Here is a 17,712-nt window from a genome sequence, read left to right as displayed (position 1 = left end):
AATTATCTATTATCCAAAAACTGAAATTCATGAAAAAATGTTTTAGCGTTATCTTTTTCGCAGCATTTGTTTTTAATTACGCAAGTGCACAAGGACTTCTCAATAAGTCCGAAACTGCCTTTACAAGACAAGATACCTTACGCGGTAGTATTACCAAAGAGAGAGCTTGGTGGGATTTAAAATACTACCATTTAGATGTAAAAGTAAATCCAAAAGATAGTACGATTACGGGATCAAATACTATACGATATACCGTTTTGCAGGATTACAACAAAATGCAAATCGATTTGCAAAAACCAATGGATATCTACAAAGTTATCCAGGATGGTAAAGAATTAAAATTTGAAAGAGAAGGAAATGCTTTTTTTGTTCAATTAACGGCAAGCCAAAAAGTTGGTGAAGTAAAAGAAATAAAAGTATTTTTTGGAGGTAAACCAAAAGTTGCGGTAAGACCACCATGGGATGGAGGAATTACTTGGAAAAAAGATAGCAAAGGCAATGATTTTATCGCCTCATCATGCCAAGGATTAGGCGCTAGCGTTTGGTGGCCTTGCAAGGATCATATGTATGATGAAGTCGAAAATATGCTTATTAGTGTAAACGTTCCGGGACATTTAATGGATGTTTCTAATGGTCGTTTGCAAAGTGTAAAAAAATTAAAAGACGGTACAAAAACCTATAACTGGTACGTTGCAAACCCAATTAATAATTACGGAGTAAACATAAATGTTGGAGATTACGTTAATTTCTCAGAAAAATATAAAGGAGAAAAAGGCGATTTAGATTGTAACTATTATGTTTTAAGAGAAAATTTAGAAAAAGCTAAAATACAATTTAAAGACGCACCAAGAATGCTTAAAGCCTTTGAGCACTGGTTTGGTCCTTATCCTTTTTACGAAGACAGTTATAAACTGGTAGAAGCTCCTTATTTAGGAATGGAACACCAAAGTAGTGTAACTTATGGTAATGAATATAAAAATGGTTATTTGGGACGTGATTTAAGCGGAACAGGTTGGGGATTAAAATTTGATTTTATCATTATTCACGAATCAGGACATGAATGGTTTGCTAATAATATTACCTATAAAGACATTGCGGATATGTGGGTTCACGAAAGTTTTACCAACTATTCTGAAAGTCTGTTTGTAGAATATTATTATGGTAAAGATGCAGGTGCAGAATATGTAAGAGGTTGCCGAAAAGTTATTCGTAATGACAAACCAATCATTGGTAATTATGAGGTAAACAATGAAGGTTCTGGCGATATGTACCAAAAAGGAGCCAATATGCTGCATACAATACGTCAGTTAGTAAATAATGATGAAAAGTGGAGAGCTATTTTAAGAGGTTTAAATGCTACATTTTATCACCAAACAGTTACTACACAACAAATAGAAGATTATATGAGTAAAGAAGCCGGAATAAACTTAACTCCAGTATTTAATCAATATTTAAGAACAACGATGATCCCAACATTAGAGTATTACTTTAAAGGAGAGCATTTAACATATCGTTGGTCAAATGCAGTGGCAGGATTTAATATGCCAATAAAAGTTACTCTAAACGGTGTTGAGACTTGGTTAAAACCAGTAGCAGAGTGGAGTAATCTAAAAGTAGAATCTGGAAAAACAGATTTAAAATTAGATATCAATTTTTATGTTTCTGAATTCAATATTACAAAATAAGAACTTGCATAAAACCTATACAAAGGCTTCCAAATTGGGAGTCTTTTTTTATTGAGAATAATTTAAAATTTTTCATTATAAAACTATTATTTGTTATAAAACTTACAAAATAATTATGTTATGTTAATTATTTTTATAATTTAGATTAGCTAAACTTATAACTATTAGCAAATTAAAAAGCGTAATCCGAAAAGCTAAAGAGTAGGAAAAAATCAAATTATTACAATTATGAAAAATTTAAAAAACCTAAAAAATGTTGAAATTATTAGTAATAACGCTCAAAAATTAATATTCGGAGGTGTAAAACTTCCATACGTAAACCCTACAATCGGTTTATGCGACAGATTGTGTGGAGAAGCAGGAGGAGTACTATCTAACACACCAGGACAAGGAGATGTTTGTTTACAAGGAACATCAACATGCTGTTATTGCAGATAAAATAGGCTCAAAGGTTCTGAGGTTCTAAGTTGCAAAGGTTTAAAAACTTTTAAATTTTCTTAGTACCTCAGAACCTTTTCTCTTTATCTATTAATAAGCTTCGCTTTTTCTCTCATGATATCGGCTATTTTTCGATTCTCGATTTTGCTTTCAAGCCACGAAATAATATCCAAGTATAAAAATGCTCTTTTTTCATAAGTATTTTTTTCCAACTCGATAAAACGCTCACGCATCTTTATAAATTCCTTTTTAATATCGTTAGGGTAGAAGTTATTTAGGTTCTTTAAGAACTTAATAATCTCTTTTTGTACTTCGTGTAAGTCATTCATTTTTAATAAAAACTTATACGTGTTCTTCAATTGGTTTTCTAAGTAATAATCTTTCCCTAATTCGTAATGAACAATAAGACATAATATTCGAGAGAAACACATTAAATCTTCACGCATTGTAAGATTCTTATTGTTTATGATTTTCTCTAAATAAAATATAGATTCATTATACTTTTCGTTACCAAAATAAATACAAGCAATTTTATAGTAAAACAACATCTCGTGATGTTCATCAAGATGCTCACTATGAAGTTTTATTTTATCTAATATTTCTGGAATTAAATATTCGCTTTCAGCAAAAGACGCATCAAGAATATGATAGTTCAGTTTATTATTATACAAATACAAGAATGATAATGAAGCAACGTTGTCATTTACAGGAAAACGCGGGTCATTAATGGTTTCTTCTAATAAAGATAGGTATTTCTTAAAATTAGATTTGTATTTCAACATATACAGCGACTCCAGAAAATAATGGTTTCCTTTTAAAAAGAATACAGGATTCAGGTATATCATATTTGGATTATCATAAAACAACGTAACCCATTTATAGGCATATTTATAACTTGCCAAGAAATCCTGAACCAAGAAACTACGCCATAAATTGGCATTATAAAACCAATATTTTTCACGGAAACCAAACTTGCTTTCGTCTAATTTGGCAATATGTTTATTAAAATAATCATCGATGTATTTATATTCCTCATCACTCTTTACATAACCCGTTTTTAGCATTATACCATATAGCTGTAGCGAAAGATTAGAAAGTTTACTAGAAATAGTATTACGGTAATTTAATTCTTTGGCCTGAATAACCAATTCGTCGGCACGCCCTTGAATACTTCGTGTAATATATTGAGACTCGATTAATTTCTCGAACTCAACAATTTCATACGCCATATACTTTTCGTCATTCTCTAAAGCTTGCTGTTTGGTTTTATCCAAAATTTTCAAACTCTGTTTATACAACCCTTTATTATAAAGAATAGCAGCAAAATCAATTTGTTCACGTAACTGATAACGAATGTTTTGGCTAGGAATATTCAACCGAATACTAACCAAAATTTGCTTGTATAAATACGATTTAAGGTTTGATAATTGTACTTTTTTAATAATACCACTTTTCAAAATGAGCTTCTCATCGTAGACTTCAGATTTGTCTAAAATATTAAAAAGCTCGATAAATTTTGTATTTGAGCTAGTTTCTAATCGACTAGCAAAAATCTTGAATTGTCTTTTTTCGGATTTGGAAAGGGACTTTATTAATACAAATAAAAAATCTTTTTGATGGTTAGCCATTGTAAAATATAATAATGTAATTTATTGATATTTAGATAGTTGATAGGTTTTAATTTGTGTTATGAACAGTATATTTTCACTAAAATGAATTTCATACTAAAGTAATACAATATAAGTTTGTTATCAGGATGTGAAATTACATTAAATATATTAAAATGAATAGAGAGAAAGTTCAAATTTTTGATACCACCTTAAGAGATGGCGAACAAGTCCCAGGATGTAAGTTAGATACAAAACAAAAGTTAGTGATAGCAAAACGCCTGGACGAAATGGGAGTTGATATCATTGAGGCAGGTTTTCCTGTGTCTAGCCCAGGGGATTTTTTATCAGTCTCTGAGATTTGCAAAATTGTAGAGAACGCCACCGTCTGTGGTCTTACAAGAGCTGTAAAAAATGATATTGATGTTGCAGCAGCGGCATTAAAACATGCAAAAAAACCTAGAATCCATACAGGAATCGGAACCTCTGAATCTCACATCCTCCACAAACTCAATACAACCAGAGAAGACATTATAGCAAGAGCAAAATTTGCAGTATCGCACGCCAAATCATACGTAGAAGATGTAGAATTTTATGCAGAGGATGCTGGTAGAACTGATAATGCGTTCCTTGCAAAAGTCTGCGAAGAAGTAATAAAATCGGGCGCAACAGTGCTTAATATTCCAGATACAACAGGATATTGTTTACCTGACGAATATGGTGCAAAAATTAAATATTTAAGAGAAAATGTAAAAGGCATCGAGAATGTAATTCTTTCATGTCATTGTCATAATGATTTAGGAATGGCAACTGCAAACTCAATCGCAGGAGCTATAAACGGAGCAAGACAAATAGAATGTACTATTAACGGTATTGGCGAAAGAGCTGGAAATACAGCACTTGAAGAAGTAGTAATGATTTTTAAGCAACATCCTTACTTAAACCTAGATACCAATATTAATACAAGACAGTTAAACGAAATGAGTCGTTTGGTTTCTGAAAGTATGGGAATGATAGTTCAGCCAAACAAAGCAATTGTAGGAGCAAATGCTTTTGCACACAGTTCAGGAATACATCAGGATGGTGTGATTAAGAACAGAGCTACTTACGAAATCATGGATCCGCTAGATGTTGGAGTAAATGAGTCTTCGATTATTCTTACAGCAAGAAGCGGAAGAGCAGCATTGGCTTACCGAGCCAAGAAAGTAGGTTATGAACTTACCAAAGTACAATTAGACATTGTATATGTTGAGTTTTTAAGATTTGCAGATATTAAAAAAGAAGTTATAGATGAAGATATTCATCAAATTATTGAAGCTTGTAAAATAGAAAGTGAATTAATCAGAAGTTAATTTAAAAAATAAAATAAGATTTAAATACATAAAGAACGAGGCATTATGAATTTGAAAATAGCAGTTTTATCGGGGGACGGAATCGGACCAGAGGTAATTTTACAAGCCAAGAAAGTATTACATGCTATAGGCGAGGTGTACAATCATGAATTTGTTTTTGAAGATGCACTTATGGGAGCAATTGCAATCGATAAAACAGGAAATCCACTTCCTGAACAAACATTGAACCTTTGCTTAAATACCGATGCCGTATTATTTGGCGCAATCGGAGATCCTAAATATGATAATAATCCAAGTGCAAAAGTTCGTCCGGAGCAAGGATTATTAAAACTGCGTAAAGAACTTGGTTTATTTGCAAACATACGTCCGATAAAGCCATACAAAGCATTATTAGACGCATCACCTTTAAAAAGACAAATTATTGAAGGTGCAGATTTTACAATTTTCAGAGAACTTACAGGTGGAGCTTATTTTGGTGAGAAAACATTAAACGAAGCAGGAACACATGCTTCAGATTTATGTGAATATTCAGAAGAAGAAATCACAAGAATTGCACATTTAGCTTTTAAAGCAGCACAAAATCGTCGCAAAAAAGTAACAATGGTCGATAAGGCTAATGTACTTGAAACGTCTAGATTGTGGAGAAAAGTTGTAAAAACGGTAAGTGAGAATTATCCGGATGTAGCCTTAGATTTTCTATTTGTAGATAATGCAGCAATGCAAATTATCCTTAACCCAAGACAGTTTGATGTTATCCTAACAGAAAATTTATTTGGAGATATCCTATCAGATGAAGCAAGTGTAATCACAGGTTCTATCGGATTATTAGCTTCGGCTTCATTAGGAGAAAAAAATGCGCTTTTTGAACCAATTCATGGTTCTTATCCGCAAGCAAAAGGAAAAAACATTGCAAATCCTATTGCATCAATATTATCGGCCGCCATGTTATTAGAGCATTTTGGTCTTTTTACCGAAGCAAATAAAGTATACGAAGCTGTAGAAAAAGCAATAGAATATCAAGTAGTAACAACAGATTTAAAATCTGATTCAAAATTTGGAACTAACGAAGTAGGAGAGTTCGTTTCTAATTTTATTTTAAGCAAAGATGACTTGCTTTATTTCAATAATGATAACGTATATATCGGACAGTCTACGATTGTTTAAGGTAAATTGTTAAAATCGTGAAATTAATCACAAGAAGAAGTTGAAATGTTGAGATTTTATTTTTTTAGTAGTATTAGTTTTTATACTTTTGACACATCTAAAAAGAAAACATGAGAATTTCAATTATTATATCTTCTGTCATTATTGTCAATGTGGTAATCACATATACATAGGGGAATGGTATAAATATAATTGAAAAATAATATTATAAACCTTCCAAATACTGGAAGGTTTTTTTTTGAATAAAAATTAAAATACAAATAACACATAATGGAATTAAATAAGTACAGCAAAGTCATTACTCAAGACCAAACACAACCAGCAGCACAAGCAATGTTGTACGGAATTGGTCTAACTGAAGAAGATTTGAAAAAAGCACAAGTTGGAATTGTAAGCATGGGATATGAAGGTAACACTTGTAATATGCACCTGAACGATTTAGCAAAAGATGTCAAAAAAGGAGTTTCAAATGCAGATTTAGTTGGATTAATTTTCAACACAGTTGGGGTAAGTGATGGAATCTCAAACGGTACTGACGGAATGCGTTTTTCATTAGTTTCTCGTGATGTTATTGCTGACTCTATCGAGACAGTTATGGGAGCACAATGGTACGATAGTTTAATTGCTATTCCAGGTTGTGATAAAAATATGCCAGGAGCTCTAATTGCAATGGGAAGAGTAAATCGCCCTGCACTTATGGTTTATGGAGGATCAATTCATTCAGGAAAATGGAAAGGAGAATCTTTAAATATTGTTTCTGCTTTTGAAGCTTTAGGAAAAAAATTTCAAAACACTATTTCTGATGAAGATTTTAAAGGAGTAATTCAAAATGCATGTCCAGGAGCAGGTGCTTGTGGCGGAATGTACACAGCAAACACTATGTCATCGGCAATCGAAGCATTAGGTATGAGTTTGCCATTTAGCTCATCATATCCAGCTTTGAGCCCAGAAAAAAGACAAGAATGCATTGAAGCAGGAAAAGCAATCAGAGTATTATTAGAAAAAGATATTAAGCCAAGAGATATTATGACTCGTAAGGCTTTTGAAAATGCAATTACACTAGTTGCTGTTTTAGGAGGTTCTACAAATGCAGTTATGCACTTAATTGCAATGGCACATTCTGTAGATGTAGAAATTACATTAGCAGATTTCCAAAGAATCAGTGATAAAACACCAGTACTTGCTGATTTAAAACCAAGTGGTAAATACATGATGGAAGATTTACATGATGTAGGAGGAGTTCCAGCAGTAATGAAATATTTACTAAAAGAAGGATTTATTCACGGAGATTGTTTAACAGTAACAGGAAAAACAGTAGCCGAAAATTTAGCTTCAGTTCCAGATTTAAATGATGGACAAGAAGTGATTTTTGAAATTCAAAAAGCATTAAAACCAACTGGGAATATCCAGATTTTATACGGAAACCTGGCTACAGAAGGAGCGGTTGCCAAAATAAGCGGAAAAGAAGGAGAATATTTTGAAGGAACAGCAGTCGTTTTTGAAAGCGAATTTGATGTAATTCCAGGTATTCAGGCCGGAAAAGTAAAACCAGGAGATGTAGTCGTCATCAGGTATTGTGGACCAAAAGGTGGTCCGGGGATGCCAGAAATGCTAAAACCAACATCGGCTATTATAGGAGCTGGTTTAGGAAGTAGCGTTGCTCTTATTACAGACGGTAGATTCTCTGGAGGTTCACATGGATTTGTGGTAGGACACATAACACCAGAAGCTTATGATGGTGGTGGTATAGCCTTAGTACAAGATGGTGATTTAATAACTATCGATGCGATTAAAAATACCATTAACCTGAAAATATCTGACGCAGAATTTGATGAAAGAAAAGCCAATTGGATTCAACCAGCTTTAAAAGCCTCAAAAGGAGTTTTACTTAAATACGCAAGATCAGTTTCTAGCGCCTCTACAGGTTGCGTTACTGATAAATAGTATTCAATACAATTTCAAAAGTTTAATTTCAAAATTCAAAAAAATGAAGGAATTATTGAAAGAAGAAAATATAGATCTAATCTCTACTTTATTTGAAGGTAGTAGTGAAGAAAAAGATACCGATATGGAAAAGATAAAAATATCAGGCGCTGAAGCCGTGATAAGATGTTTGTTAGAAGAAGGAGTAGACTTGGTTTATGGATATCCGGGTGGAGCTATAATGCCTGTTTACGACGAGTTATACAAATTTAAAGACCAATTACACCACGTTCTTGTACGCCACGAGCAAGGTGCAACGCATGCAGCTCAGGGATATGCAAGAGCAACAGGAAAAGTAGGTGTCGCAATTGCTACATCTGGTCCCGGAGCAACAAACTTGGTTACAGGAATTGCCGATGCACAAATCGATTCGACTCCAATGGTTTGTATTACAGGACAGGTTGGGAAACATTTACTAGGTTCAGATGCTTTTCAGGAAACTGATATCATCGGAATTTCGACTCCTGTAACAAAATGGAATTACCAAGTTACCGAAGCTTCAGAAATTCCTGAGATTATCGCAAGAGCATTTTATATCGCAAGATCAGGTCGTCCAGGCCCAGTTTTGATAGATATAACTAAAAATGCACAATTTGATGAGTTCGATTTTAGCTATAAAAAATGTACAGGAATAAGAAGTTATACTCCAGTTCCTAAATTAAAATTGGATAAAGTTGCAGAAGCAGCCGAATTAATCAATAAAGCTAAAAAACCATTTATCGTTTTTGGGCAAGGAATTATTCTCGGTCAAGCCGAAGAGCAATTAAAAGCTTTGATTGAGAAATCTGGAATACCAGCTGGTTGGACCATATTAGGACTTTCGGCTTTACCAACAGACCATCCGTTAAACGTAGGAATGTTAGGGATGCACGGAAATTACGGACCAAACTTACTTACTAACGAATGTGATGTTCTAATTGCGTTAGGAATGCGTTTTGATGATCGTGTTACAGGAAATTTAGCAACTTATGCTAAACAAGCCAAAGTGATTCATTTTGATATCGATCCAGCCGAAATTGATAAAAACGTTAAGACAGAAGTTGCTGTTTTAGGAGATGTAAGAGAAGCATTAGATGCATTGCTTCCGTTAATCGAAAACAACAAACACGAAGCTTGGCATAATATATTTAGAGAAAAGTATCAAATAGAGTTTGATTCGGTTATAAAAGAAGAATTAAACCCTACAAATAATAAAGGTATTTCAATGGGTGAAGCCATGGAAATGATTAACAAACACTCCAAAGGTGATGCAATAATTGTTTCAGATGTTGGTCAGCACCAAATGTTTGCTTGTCGTTATGCTAAATTTAATACAACCAAAAGTAATGTTACTTCTGGAGGTTTAGGCACAATGGGATTTGCTTTACCAGCTGCGATTGGAGCTAAAATGGGAAGACCAGATCGCGAAGTTGTAGCAATTATTGGAGATGGAGGATTCCAGATGACTATTCAGGAATTAGGAACTATTTTCCAAACAAGAGTACCAGTAAAAATTGTAGTACTTAACAATGAATTCTTAGGAATGGTACGTCAATGGCAAGAGCTATTTTTTGACAACAGATACGCTTCTACAGAAATGATTAATCCAAATTTTGTTGCTATTGCCGAAGGATATTATATCAAAGCAAAAAAAGTAACAAAACGCGAAGATTTAGATGCAGCTGTTGCCGAAATGATGGCTTCAGAAGATGCTTATTTCTTAGAAGTTATGGTTGAAAAAGAAAATAATGTATTCCCAATGATTCCAACAGGAGCATGTGTTTCTGATATCAGATTAAGCTAAATAAAAAAGTTTAAGGTTTAAGGTTTAAAGTTGAGCAACTTGGAACTTTAAACAAGAAAACTTTAAACAAATAACTATGGAAAATAGAACATTTACCATTTCGGTATACTCAGAAAACAATGTGGGTTTATTAAATAGAATATCAGGAATATTCTTAAAGCGTCACATTAATATATTAAGTCTAAACGTTTCAGAATCAGAAATAGACAATGTTTCAAGATTCATTATCGTTGTAGAAACAACAGAAAAATGGGTTAAGAATATTGTTGGACAAATCGAAAAACAAATCGAGGTAATAAAAGCTTTTTATCATACAGACGAAGAGACAATTTATTTAGAAAATGCTTTATTCAAGATACATTCAAGTTTGTTATTTGATGAAAAACAAATTCAGAATATCATCAAAGAAAGCCAATCTACCATCGTAACTGTTTCTCGTGACTTTTTTGTGATTTCAAAATCAGGAAGACGTTCAGAGATTGAAGAAGTACATGCAAAACTGAAACCATACGGAATCATGCAGTTTGTACGTTCAGGAAGAATTTCGGTTTCTAAAGAAAAAATGGAAGTATCAACATTACTAGAAGAACTAAAACTGTAATCAGTTTTAGTCTGTAATACTAACTAACTTATACAATTATTAAATTACACATTCATTAAATATTTTTTAAAAAAAATGGCAAATTATTTCAACACATTACCACTAAGATTACAATTAGAACAATTAGGCGTTTGCGAATTTATGGAACAATCAGAATTCGCTGATGGGATTGCTGCTTTAAAAGGAAAAAAAGTAGTTATCGTAGGTTGTGGAGCTCAAGGATTAAACCAAGGTTTAAACATGAGAGATTCAGGACTTGATATTTCTTACGCTTTACGTCCAGATGCAATTGCAGAAAAAAGAGCTTCTTATAAAAATGCTGCCGAAAATGGTTTTAAAGTAGGTACTTATGAAGAATTAATCCCAACAGCAGATTTAGTATGTAACCTTACACCAGACAAACAACATACAGCTGTAGTTACAGCGATTATGCCATTAATGAAAAATGGTTCTACACTAGCATATTCTCACGGTTTTAATATTGTAGAAGAAGGAATGCAAATTCGTAAAGACATTACTGTAATTATGTGTGCTCCTAAATGTCCAGGTTCTGAGGTTCGTGAAGAATACAAAAGAGGATTTGGTGTACCAACATTAATTGCTGTTCACCCAGAAAATGACCCAAATAATTTAGGTTTAGATCAAGCCAAAGCTTATGCTGTAGCAACTGGTGGACACAAAGCAGGTGTTTTAAAATCTTCATTTGTAGCCGAAGTAAAATCGGATTTAATGGGAGAACAAACTATCCTTTGCGGAATGTTACAAACGGGATCTATCTTATGTTTTGACAAAATGGTCGAAAAAGGAATCGAGCCAGGTTATGCTTCAAAATTAATCCAATACGGATGGGAAACTATTACAGAAGCCTTGAAACATGGTGGAATCACTAATATGATGGATCGTCTTTCTAATCCTGCAAAAATCGAAGCTTACGAAATTGCAGATGAATTAAAAGATATTATGCGTCCTTTATTCCAAAAACACCAAGACGATATCATGTCTGGAGAATTCTCTAGAAACATGATGATTGACTGGGCTAATGACGATGTTAATTTATTGACTTGGAGAGCTGCAACAGGAGAAACTAACTTCGAAAAAACGGCTCCAACTGAAGCTGCAATTTCTGAGCAAGAATACTTTGATAACGGAGTATTAATGATTGCAATGGTAAAAGCTGGTGTAGAATTAGCTTTTGAAACTATGACAGAAGCTGGTATTATCGAAGAATCTGCTTATTACGAATCATTACACGAATTACCTCTAATTGCAAATACTGTTGCAAGAAAGAAATTACACGAAATGAATAGAATTATATCGGATACTGCCGAGTATGGTTGTTATTTATTTGATCACGCTTGCAAACCGTTATTAACTGATTTCATGAAAACAGTTGATACAAATGTAATCGGAAAACCATTCTCATCTTCAAATGGAGTTGACAATGCAGTACTTATCGCAGTTAATAAAACTATTCGTCTACACCCTATCGAAGAAGTAGGAGCGTGGTTGAGAGAATCGATGACTGCAATGAAAAAAATTGGATAATTAAATTAGGACTTCAACAAATGTTGGAGTTTGCGCTGTATCTCTGTTTTTATATAATATTTTGAATTAGTAAGCACTTATTAAGATAATATGGATATAGATGCATATTACTTTCACTTAACTACAAACGAGGCGATAGTTAAGTGGAGTAATACCTAATAAAAGACATTTTAAACCCTGTCTTTTAGTATCCTATTCATTAATAATGTTGCTGCTATTTTCAAAATCGAGAAGATATTGTAAGATGCAGAAAAATGAAATTAATGCCTTATTTACACATTAATAAATTAGTGAAAACAATTGATTCGAATTTATCTAAATCGCAATTTTCTGGCATTAAAATTAATTGTTGTTGATCTTGTTAAGACTAAAGGCATGATATTGTTTATCATGCCTTTTTTCATGCAAAGTAAATTTACCTATAATCGCAAATTTTTAAATGAATGCAAATAAATTGCTAAATTTTAAATACATAATGCAATTTTTTGTCATAATTAATAAATTAAATAGTTTTAAGAATAGAAAGAGATTTAATACTTTTATAAAAAAATTGGAAACATGAGTTATTACAAAATTGAAAATTTAGAACAATATTTTAAACACTACAATAAATCTGTTCGTGAACCAAGAAAATTTTGGGGAAAAATAGCAGAGGAAAATTTCACATGGTATCAACAATGGGAAAAAGTTGTTGATTTTAATATGGCAGATGCAGAAGTAAAATGGTTTTCTGAAGCAAAAGTAAATATTACTAAAAACTGTATTGACAGACATTTAAGTAAAAGAGGAGAAAAAACAGCAATAATATTCGAACCAAACGATCCATCAGAAAGTTCATTACATATTACTTATAATGAGTTATACGAGAGAGTTTCGAAAATGGCAAATGTTCTTCGTGAACAAGGAATAAAAAAAGGAGACAGAGTTTGTATTTATTTACCAATGATTCCGGAATTGGCAGTTTCAGTTTTGGCATGTGCCAGAATTGGAGCCATACATTCAGTTGTGTTTGCAGGATTTTCGGCATCGGCAGTAACTGCTAGAATAAATGATAGCGAATGTAAAATGGTTATTACTTCTGATGGAGGTTATAGAGGTAACAAAACGATTGATTTAAAAGCAATTGTTGATGAAGCGTTAGAAACTTGTCCATGCGTAACCAAAGTATTGGTTGCAAAAAGAACAAAAACTGAAGTAAAAATGAAAGAAGGGCGTGACCAATGGTTGCAACCGCTTCTAGATGCTGCATTAGACTATAATGTTGCAGAAATTATGGATGCAGAAGATCCGTTATTTATCTTATATACATCTGGTTCTACAGGAAAACCAAAAGGAATGGTTCATACCACAGCCGGATATATGGTTTACACAGCTTATACATTCAAAAATGTTTTTGCTCACGAAGAAAATGATATTTTCTGGTGTACAGCCGATATTGGTTGGATCACAGGTCACTCATACATATTATACGGTCCATTATTAAATGGAGGAACAACTGTAATTTTTGAAGGAGTTCCATCATACCCAGATTTCAGCCGTTTTTGGGAAATTATAGAGAAACATAAAGTAACTCAGTTTTACACTGCGCCAACAGCAATTCGTTCATTGGCAAAAGAAAGCTTAGATTATGTTCAGAAATACCCTTTAAAATCACTTAAAGTAATTGGATCAGTAGGAGAGCCTATCAACGAAGAAGCTTGGCACTGGTACAATGACCACGTAGGAGATAAAAGATGTCCAGTTGTAGATACTTGGTGGCAAACAGAAACTGGAGGAATCATGATTTCGCCAATTGCTTTTGTAACGCCTACAAAACCTACATATGCAACATTACCACTTCCTGGAATTCAACCGGTTTTAATGGATGAAAAACGTAATGAAATAGAAGGAAACCAAGTAGTAGGAAGTTTGTGTATTAAGTTTCCATGGCCAGGAATCGCCAGAACTATCTGGGGAGATCACCAACGTTATAAAGACACTTATTTCTCTGCCTTTCCAGGTAAATACTTTACAGGAGATGGTGCTTTAAGAGATGAAGTAGGATATTACAGAATTACAGGTAGAGTAGATGATGTTGTAATTGTTTCTGGACATAACTTAGGAACAGCACCGATAGAAGATGCTATTAATGAGCATCCTGCAGTAGCAGAATCTGCAATTGTTGGATTCCCACATGATATAAAAGGAAATGCTTTATACGGTTTCGTAATCTTAAAAGAAACAGGAGAATACAGAGACAGAGCCAATTTAAGTAAAGAGATTAATCAATACATTTCAGATCACATTGGGCCAATTGCTAAGTTAGATAAAATTCAGTTTGTATCTGGTTTACCAAAAACACGTTCAGGAAAAATCATGCGTAGAATTTTACGTAAGATTGCCGAAGGAGATTACTCAAATTTTGGAGATATCTCGACTTTATTGAATCCAGAAATTGTAGAAGAGATTATGAAAGAAAAAATCTAATATCTTTTTCAAAAAATAAATTTCTAAGCTGTCTCAAATCGAGGCAGCTTTTTTTATTTTAAAATGGGTTATTATCAATAAATTAGTTAAATTAGCAATAGCATTAATTCGTTAAAATCTAAAACACCTTGTAAAAATTAGATTAACGAACTCATAACTGTTAAAAACGAATAGTATCTACATATGAAAAAAAATGCTGATGTAGTGATTATTGGTGGCGGACTAGCAGGACTTACTTGCGGGATTCATTTATCTAAAATGAAACTACAAGTGATTTTAATTGAAAAAAATGAATTCCCAAAACATAAAGTTTGTGGCGAATACGTTTCTAATGAAATAAAGACCTATCTGGATTGGCTTGATTTGAAAATTCAAGATTTAAACCCTACAACAATTACAGAGCTAGAATTCTCTGCACCCAACGGCAAATTAATTCATTGCACCTTACCTTTAGGAGGATTCGGGATTAGTCGGTATGCATTAGATTATCATTTATACCAAAAAGCAATCGAAAATGGATGCGAAATAATTCATGATACTGTCGAAGATATTGATTTTAAAAATGATGTATTCACAGTTTCAACTTCAGATGCTAGAATATTTATTGCTAAAATTGCTATAGGCGCTTTTGGTAAACGTTCTAATTTTGATCAAAAACTACAACGCAATTTTATTCTAAAAAAAGCACCTTGGCTCGCTGTAAAAGGGCATTATAAAGGAGATTTTCCTAGTGATCTTGTAGGTTTGTACAATTTTGAAGGAGGTTATTGTGGTGTTTCAAAAGTTGAAAACGACATTATAAACATGTGTTATTTAGTGAATTTTGAAACTTTTAAAAAATTCAAAAATATCGATGACTTCCAAACTAATATTATCTATAAAAACGCACATTTAAAGCAGCTTTTTACAAATAGCACTCCATTGTTTGAAAAACCATTGACGATAAGTCAGATTTCATTTGAAGAGAAAACGGCAATAGAAAATCACATACTAATGGTTGGTGATAGCGCAGGACTAATTCAGCCATTATGCGGAAACGGGATGGCAATGGCAATACATAGCGGCAAAATAGCATCTGAATTAATTACAGATTTTTTTACTAATACAATTAAATCAAGAAAAGAACTTGAAGAAAAATATACCAAATCATGGAATTACAATTTCAAAAAGAGATTAAGAACTGGACGTTTTCTAGCTTCTCTTTTGCAAAATAAAACCAAATCTACATTTGTTATGTGGTTATTAATTCAATTTCCTTTTTTGTTACCTCAAATCATAAAAAGAACACATGGCAAACCTACAACTCTAAATTATTAATGGCTATTAAAACCAAATACAGAACCGATGATCCTGAAATTATGGATGATTTCAATTTAGAAGGTGAAATTTTGCAAAATGCTTTGGATAAAATCGCCAGAATAAACCAACTGCTAGGAGGAAACCAATTAACTTTACAAGGAGTCGAAAAATTATTAAAAGGCATTGATAAAAACCAAACTATAACTATTATAGATATAGGATGTGGAAATGGTGATATGTTAAGAAAATTAGCCGATTATGCATTAAAACACGATTGGGATTTTCAGCTAAGAGGTATTGATGCCAATGCATTTACAATAAGCTATGCTCGAAAATTATCCAAACATTACCCCAATATCAGCTACCGCTGTGAAGATGTATTTAGTGAAGCTTTTAATCAATTAAAATATGATATTGCCTTATGTACATTAACTTTACATCATTTTAAAACGGATGAAATTATTAATCTGGCAGCTATTTTTAATGTTAATGCAAAGTATGGCGTTGTTATTAATGATTTGCAAAGAAGTATAATTTCATATCGTTTATTTCAAGCATTATGCTTTATTACCCGATTAAACGGAATGCCTAAGAATGATGGTTTAACATCTATTTTAAGAGGATTTAAAAAAAGTGAATTAGTTGATTTTTCAAAACAATTAAACTTAAAAAAATATACCATTCAGTGGAAATGGGCTTTCCGATATCAATGGATAATTTCAAAAATATGAGTGTAAAAATAACCACAGTTGTTAAGCAATTACCAAAATATTCCAGGACAACAGAAGAAATTATTCCTTTTTTAGATTCATGGCTTATTGGTCAGGATGATCGTTTTATTCGAAAAGTCAAGAAAATTTTTGAAGGAGCAGCAGTAGATAAACGTTATTCTATTATGGATCCAATCGAAGTTTTTACCAATACTTCCTTTGAAGACCGAAACGATATCTATGTTCGTGAAGTTATTGATTTAGGTGAGAAAGTATTAAACAAAGCACTACATAAAGCAAATTGGAAACCAGAAAGTCTTGATTATATCATTACTGTAAGTTGCACCGGAATAATGATTCCGTCCTTGGATGCTTATCTAATAAACAAGCTCAAACTACGCCAAGATATCGTGCGTCTTCCAGTTACCGAAATGGGCTGTGCGGCAGGAATTTCTGGAATTATTTATGCTAAAAACTTTTTAAAAGCCAATCCAGGAAAACGAGCTGCGGTAATTGCGGTGGAAAGTCCTACGGCAACATTTCAGTTAGATGATTTTTCGATGGCAAATATTGTCTCAGCAGCAATTTTTGGAGATGGAGCGGCTTGTACTCTGTTATCATCCCATAAAGACGATAACGGACCAGAGATTCTGGATGAAGAAATGTATCATTTTTATGATAACATACACATGATGGGTTTTAAACTTGTAAACACAGGATTGCAAATGGTGCTAGATATTGAAGTTCCAGAAACTATAGCTTCCCATTTTCCAGATATTATTCATCCTTTTTTAGCCAAGAACAATTTAAAAATAGAAAATATCGACCATTTGATATTTCATCCGGGAGGGAAAAAAATCATACAAACCGTAGAGGAATTATTCTCGGATTTAGGTAAAAACATTGACGATACAAAAGAAGTGTTGCGATTGTACGGAAATATGTCTAGCGCAACCGTTTTGTACGTTTTGGAACAAGTTATAGATAATCAACCTAAAAAAGGAACTAAAGGTTTAATGTTAAGCTTTGGTCCTGGGTTCTCAGCACAACGCGTTTTATTACAATTTTAAATTAAAGCA

At 32.9% G+C, this 17,712-nt stretch carries 13 protein-coding genes; 12 read left to right on the top strand and 1 reads right to left on the bottom strand.

Going from position 1 to position 17,712, the window contains the following annotated elements:
- Positions 1-29 precede the first annotated feature (29 nt).
- Together ACJ6WR_RS23060 and ACJ6WR_RS23055 are read left to right on the top strand one after the other, a co-directional pair.
- Positions 30-1,685, top strand: coding sequence for a M1 family metallopeptidase (locus ACJ6WR_RS23060; protein WP_409416649.1), 1,656 nt, complete (start codon positions 30-32; stop codon positions 1,683-1,685).
- A 228-nt stretch (positions 1,686-1,913) separates the two neighbouring features.
- The gene (locus ACJ6WR_RS23055) at positions 1,914-2,123 is read left to right on the top strand and encodes a hypothetical protein (RefSeq protein WP_035624024.1); all 210 of its coding nucleotides are present in this window, start codon (positions 1,914-1,916) and stop codon (positions 2,121-2,123) included.
- An 83-nt stretch (positions 2,124-2,206) separates the two neighbouring features.
- Here the strand turns inward: ACJ6WR_RS23055 and ACJ6WR_RS23050 are convergent, their stop codons facing one another.
- Positions 2,207-3,751, bottom strand: coding sequence for a hypothetical protein (locus ACJ6WR_RS23050; protein WP_039119161.1), 1,545 nt, complete (start codon positions 3,749-3,751; stop codon positions 2,207-2,209).
- A 155-nt stretch (positions 3,752-3,906) separates the two neighbouring features.
- On the opposite strand from ACJ6WR_RS23050, the gene ACJ6WR_RS23045 reads away from it, so the two are divergent.
- The 10 genes from ACJ6WR_RS23045 to ACJ6WR_RS23000 all read left to right on the top strand — a co-directional run bounded on the left by ACJ6WR_RS23045 (position 3,907) and on the right by ACJ6WR_RS23000 (position 17,703).
- A complete protein-coding gene (locus ACJ6WR_RS23045; protein ID WP_039119225.1) occupies positions 3,907-5,082 on the top strand; it encodes a 2-isopropylmalate synthase in 1,176 nt (391 codons plus the stop codon).
- 45 nt (positions 5,083-5,127) lie between these two features.
- Complete coding sequence (gene leuB / locus ACJ6WR_RS23040) at positions 5,128-6,246, top strand: 3-isopropylmalate dehydrogenase (RefSeq protein ID WP_409416648.1); 1,119 nt, start codon at positions 5,128-5,130, stop codon at positions 6,244-6,246.
- Positions 6,247-6,516: 270 nt separating this feature from the next.
- Entirely contained in the window at positions 6,517-8,190 is a 1,674-nt protein-coding gene (gene ilvD / locus ACJ6WR_RS23035; RefSeq protein ID WP_039119159.1) for a dihydroxy-acid dehydratase, read from the top strand.
- A 124-nt stretch (positions 8,191-8,314) separates the two neighbouring features.
- Positions 8,315-10,012 carry a biosynthetic-type acetolactate synthase large subunit gene (gene ilvB, locus ACJ6WR_RS23030; protein ID WP_409417945.1) on the top strand — a complete coding sequence of 566 codons (1,698 nt, stop codon included), beginning with the start codon at positions 8,315-8,317 and terminating at the stop codon, positions 10,010-10,012.
- A 76-nt stretch (positions 10,013-10,088) separates the two neighbouring features.
- Positions 10,089-10,613 (top strand): acetolactate synthase small subunit, encoded by a 525-nt coding sequence (gene ilvN / locus ACJ6WR_RS23025; RefSeq protein WP_039112029.1) that lies wholly within the window; start codon positions 10,089-10,091, stop codon positions 10,611-10,613.
- A gap of 75 nt (positions 10,614-10,688) precedes the next feature.
- On the top strand, positions 10,689-12,158 hold the full coding sequence (gene ilvC, locus ACJ6WR_RS23020) for a ketol-acid reductoisomerase (protein ID WP_409416647.1): 1,470 nt from the start codon (positions 10,689-10,691) through the stop codon (positions 12,156-12,158).
- Between the two features lie 558 nt (positions 12,159-12,716).
- Positions 12,717-14,624, top strand: coding sequence for an acetate--CoA ligase (gene acs, locus ACJ6WR_RS23015; protein WP_039112031.1), 1,908 nt, complete (start codon positions 12,717-12,719; stop codon positions 14,622-14,624).
- Positions 14,625-14,807: 183 nt separating this feature from the next.
- Positions 14,808-15,941, top strand: a complete 1,134-nt coding sequence (locus ACJ6WR_RS23010; RefSeq protein ID WP_409416646.1) for an NAD(P)/FAD-dependent oxidoreductase — start codon at positions 14,808-14,810, stop codon at positions 15,939-15,941.
- Positions 15,941-16,654 carry a methyltransferase domain-containing protein gene (locus ACJ6WR_RS23005; RefSeq protein ID WP_409416645.1) on the top strand — a complete coding sequence of 238 codons (714 nt, stop codon included), beginning with the start codon at positions 15,941-15,943 and terminating at the stop codon, positions 16,652-16,654. The genes ACJ6WR_RS23010 and ACJ6WR_RS23005 overlap by 1 nt, the downstream gene beginning before the upstream one ends.
- Complete coding sequence (locus tag ACJ6WR_RS23000; protein ID WP_039119223.1) at positions 16,651-17,703, top strand: type III polyketide synthase; 1,053 nt, start codon at positions 16,651-16,653, stop codon at positions 17,701-17,703. The genes ACJ6WR_RS23005 and ACJ6WR_RS23000 overlap by 4 nt, the downstream gene beginning before the upstream one ends.
- Positions 17,704-17,712: the final 9 nt, after the last annotated feature.

It is taken from the genome of Flavobacterium sp. PS2 (assembly GCF_046250155.1).
GTDB lineage: Bacteria > Bacteroidota > Bacteroidia > Flavobacteriales > Flavobacteriaceae > Flavobacterium.
Note: the sequence above shows the minus strand (reverse complement) of the source record. Positions and strands in the feature narration are given on the sequence as shown.

Coding starts and splice junctions, on each gene's coding strand:
- ACJ6WR_RS23060 (WP_409416649.1), top strand. CDS start 30: ATGAAAAAATGTTTTAGCGTTATCTTTTTCGCAGCATTTGTTTTTAAT.
- ACJ6WR_RS23055 (WP_035624024.1), top strand. CDS start 1,914: ATGAAAAATTTAAAAAACCTAAAAAATGTTGAAATTATTAGTAATAAC.
- ACJ6WR_RS23050 (WP_039119161.1), bottom strand. CDS start 3,751: ATGGCTAACCATCAAAAAGATTTTTTATTTGTATTAATAAAGTCCCTT.
- ACJ6WR_RS23045 (WP_039119225.1), top strand. CDS start 3,907: ATGAATAGAGAGAAAGTTCAAATTTTTGATACCACCTTAAGAGATGGC.
- leuB (WP_409416648.1), top strand. CDS start 5,128: ATGAATTTGAAAATAGCAGTTTTATCGGGGGACGGAATCGGACCAGAG.
- ilvD (WP_039119159.1), top strand. CDS start 6,517: ATGGAATTAAATAAGTACAGCAAAGTCATTACTCAAGACCAAACACAA.
- ilvB (WP_409417945.1), top strand. CDS start 8,315: ATGGAAAAGATAAAAATATCAGGCGCTGAAGCCGTGATAAGATGTTTG.
- ilvN (WP_039112029.1), top strand. CDS start 10,089: ATGGAAAATAGAACATTTACCATTTCGGTATACTCAGAAAACAATGTG.
- ilvC (WP_409416647.1), top strand. CDS start 10,689: ATGGCAAATTATTTCAACACATTACCACTAAGATTACAATTAGAACAA.
- acs (WP_039112031.1), top strand. CDS start 12,717: ATGAGTTATTACAAAATTGAAAATTTAGAACAATATTTTAAACACTAC.
- ACJ6WR_RS23010 (WP_409416646.1), top strand. CDS start 14,808: ATGAAAAAAAATGCTGATGTAGTGATTATTGGTGGCGGACTAGCAGGA.
- ACJ6WR_RS23005 (WP_409416645.1), top strand. CDS start 15,941: ATGGCTATTAAAACCAAATACAGAACCGATGATCCTGAAATTATGGAT.
- ACJ6WR_RS23000 (WP_039119223.1), top strand. CDS start 16,651: ATGAGTGTAAAAATAACCACAGTTGTTAAGCAATTACCAAAATATTCC.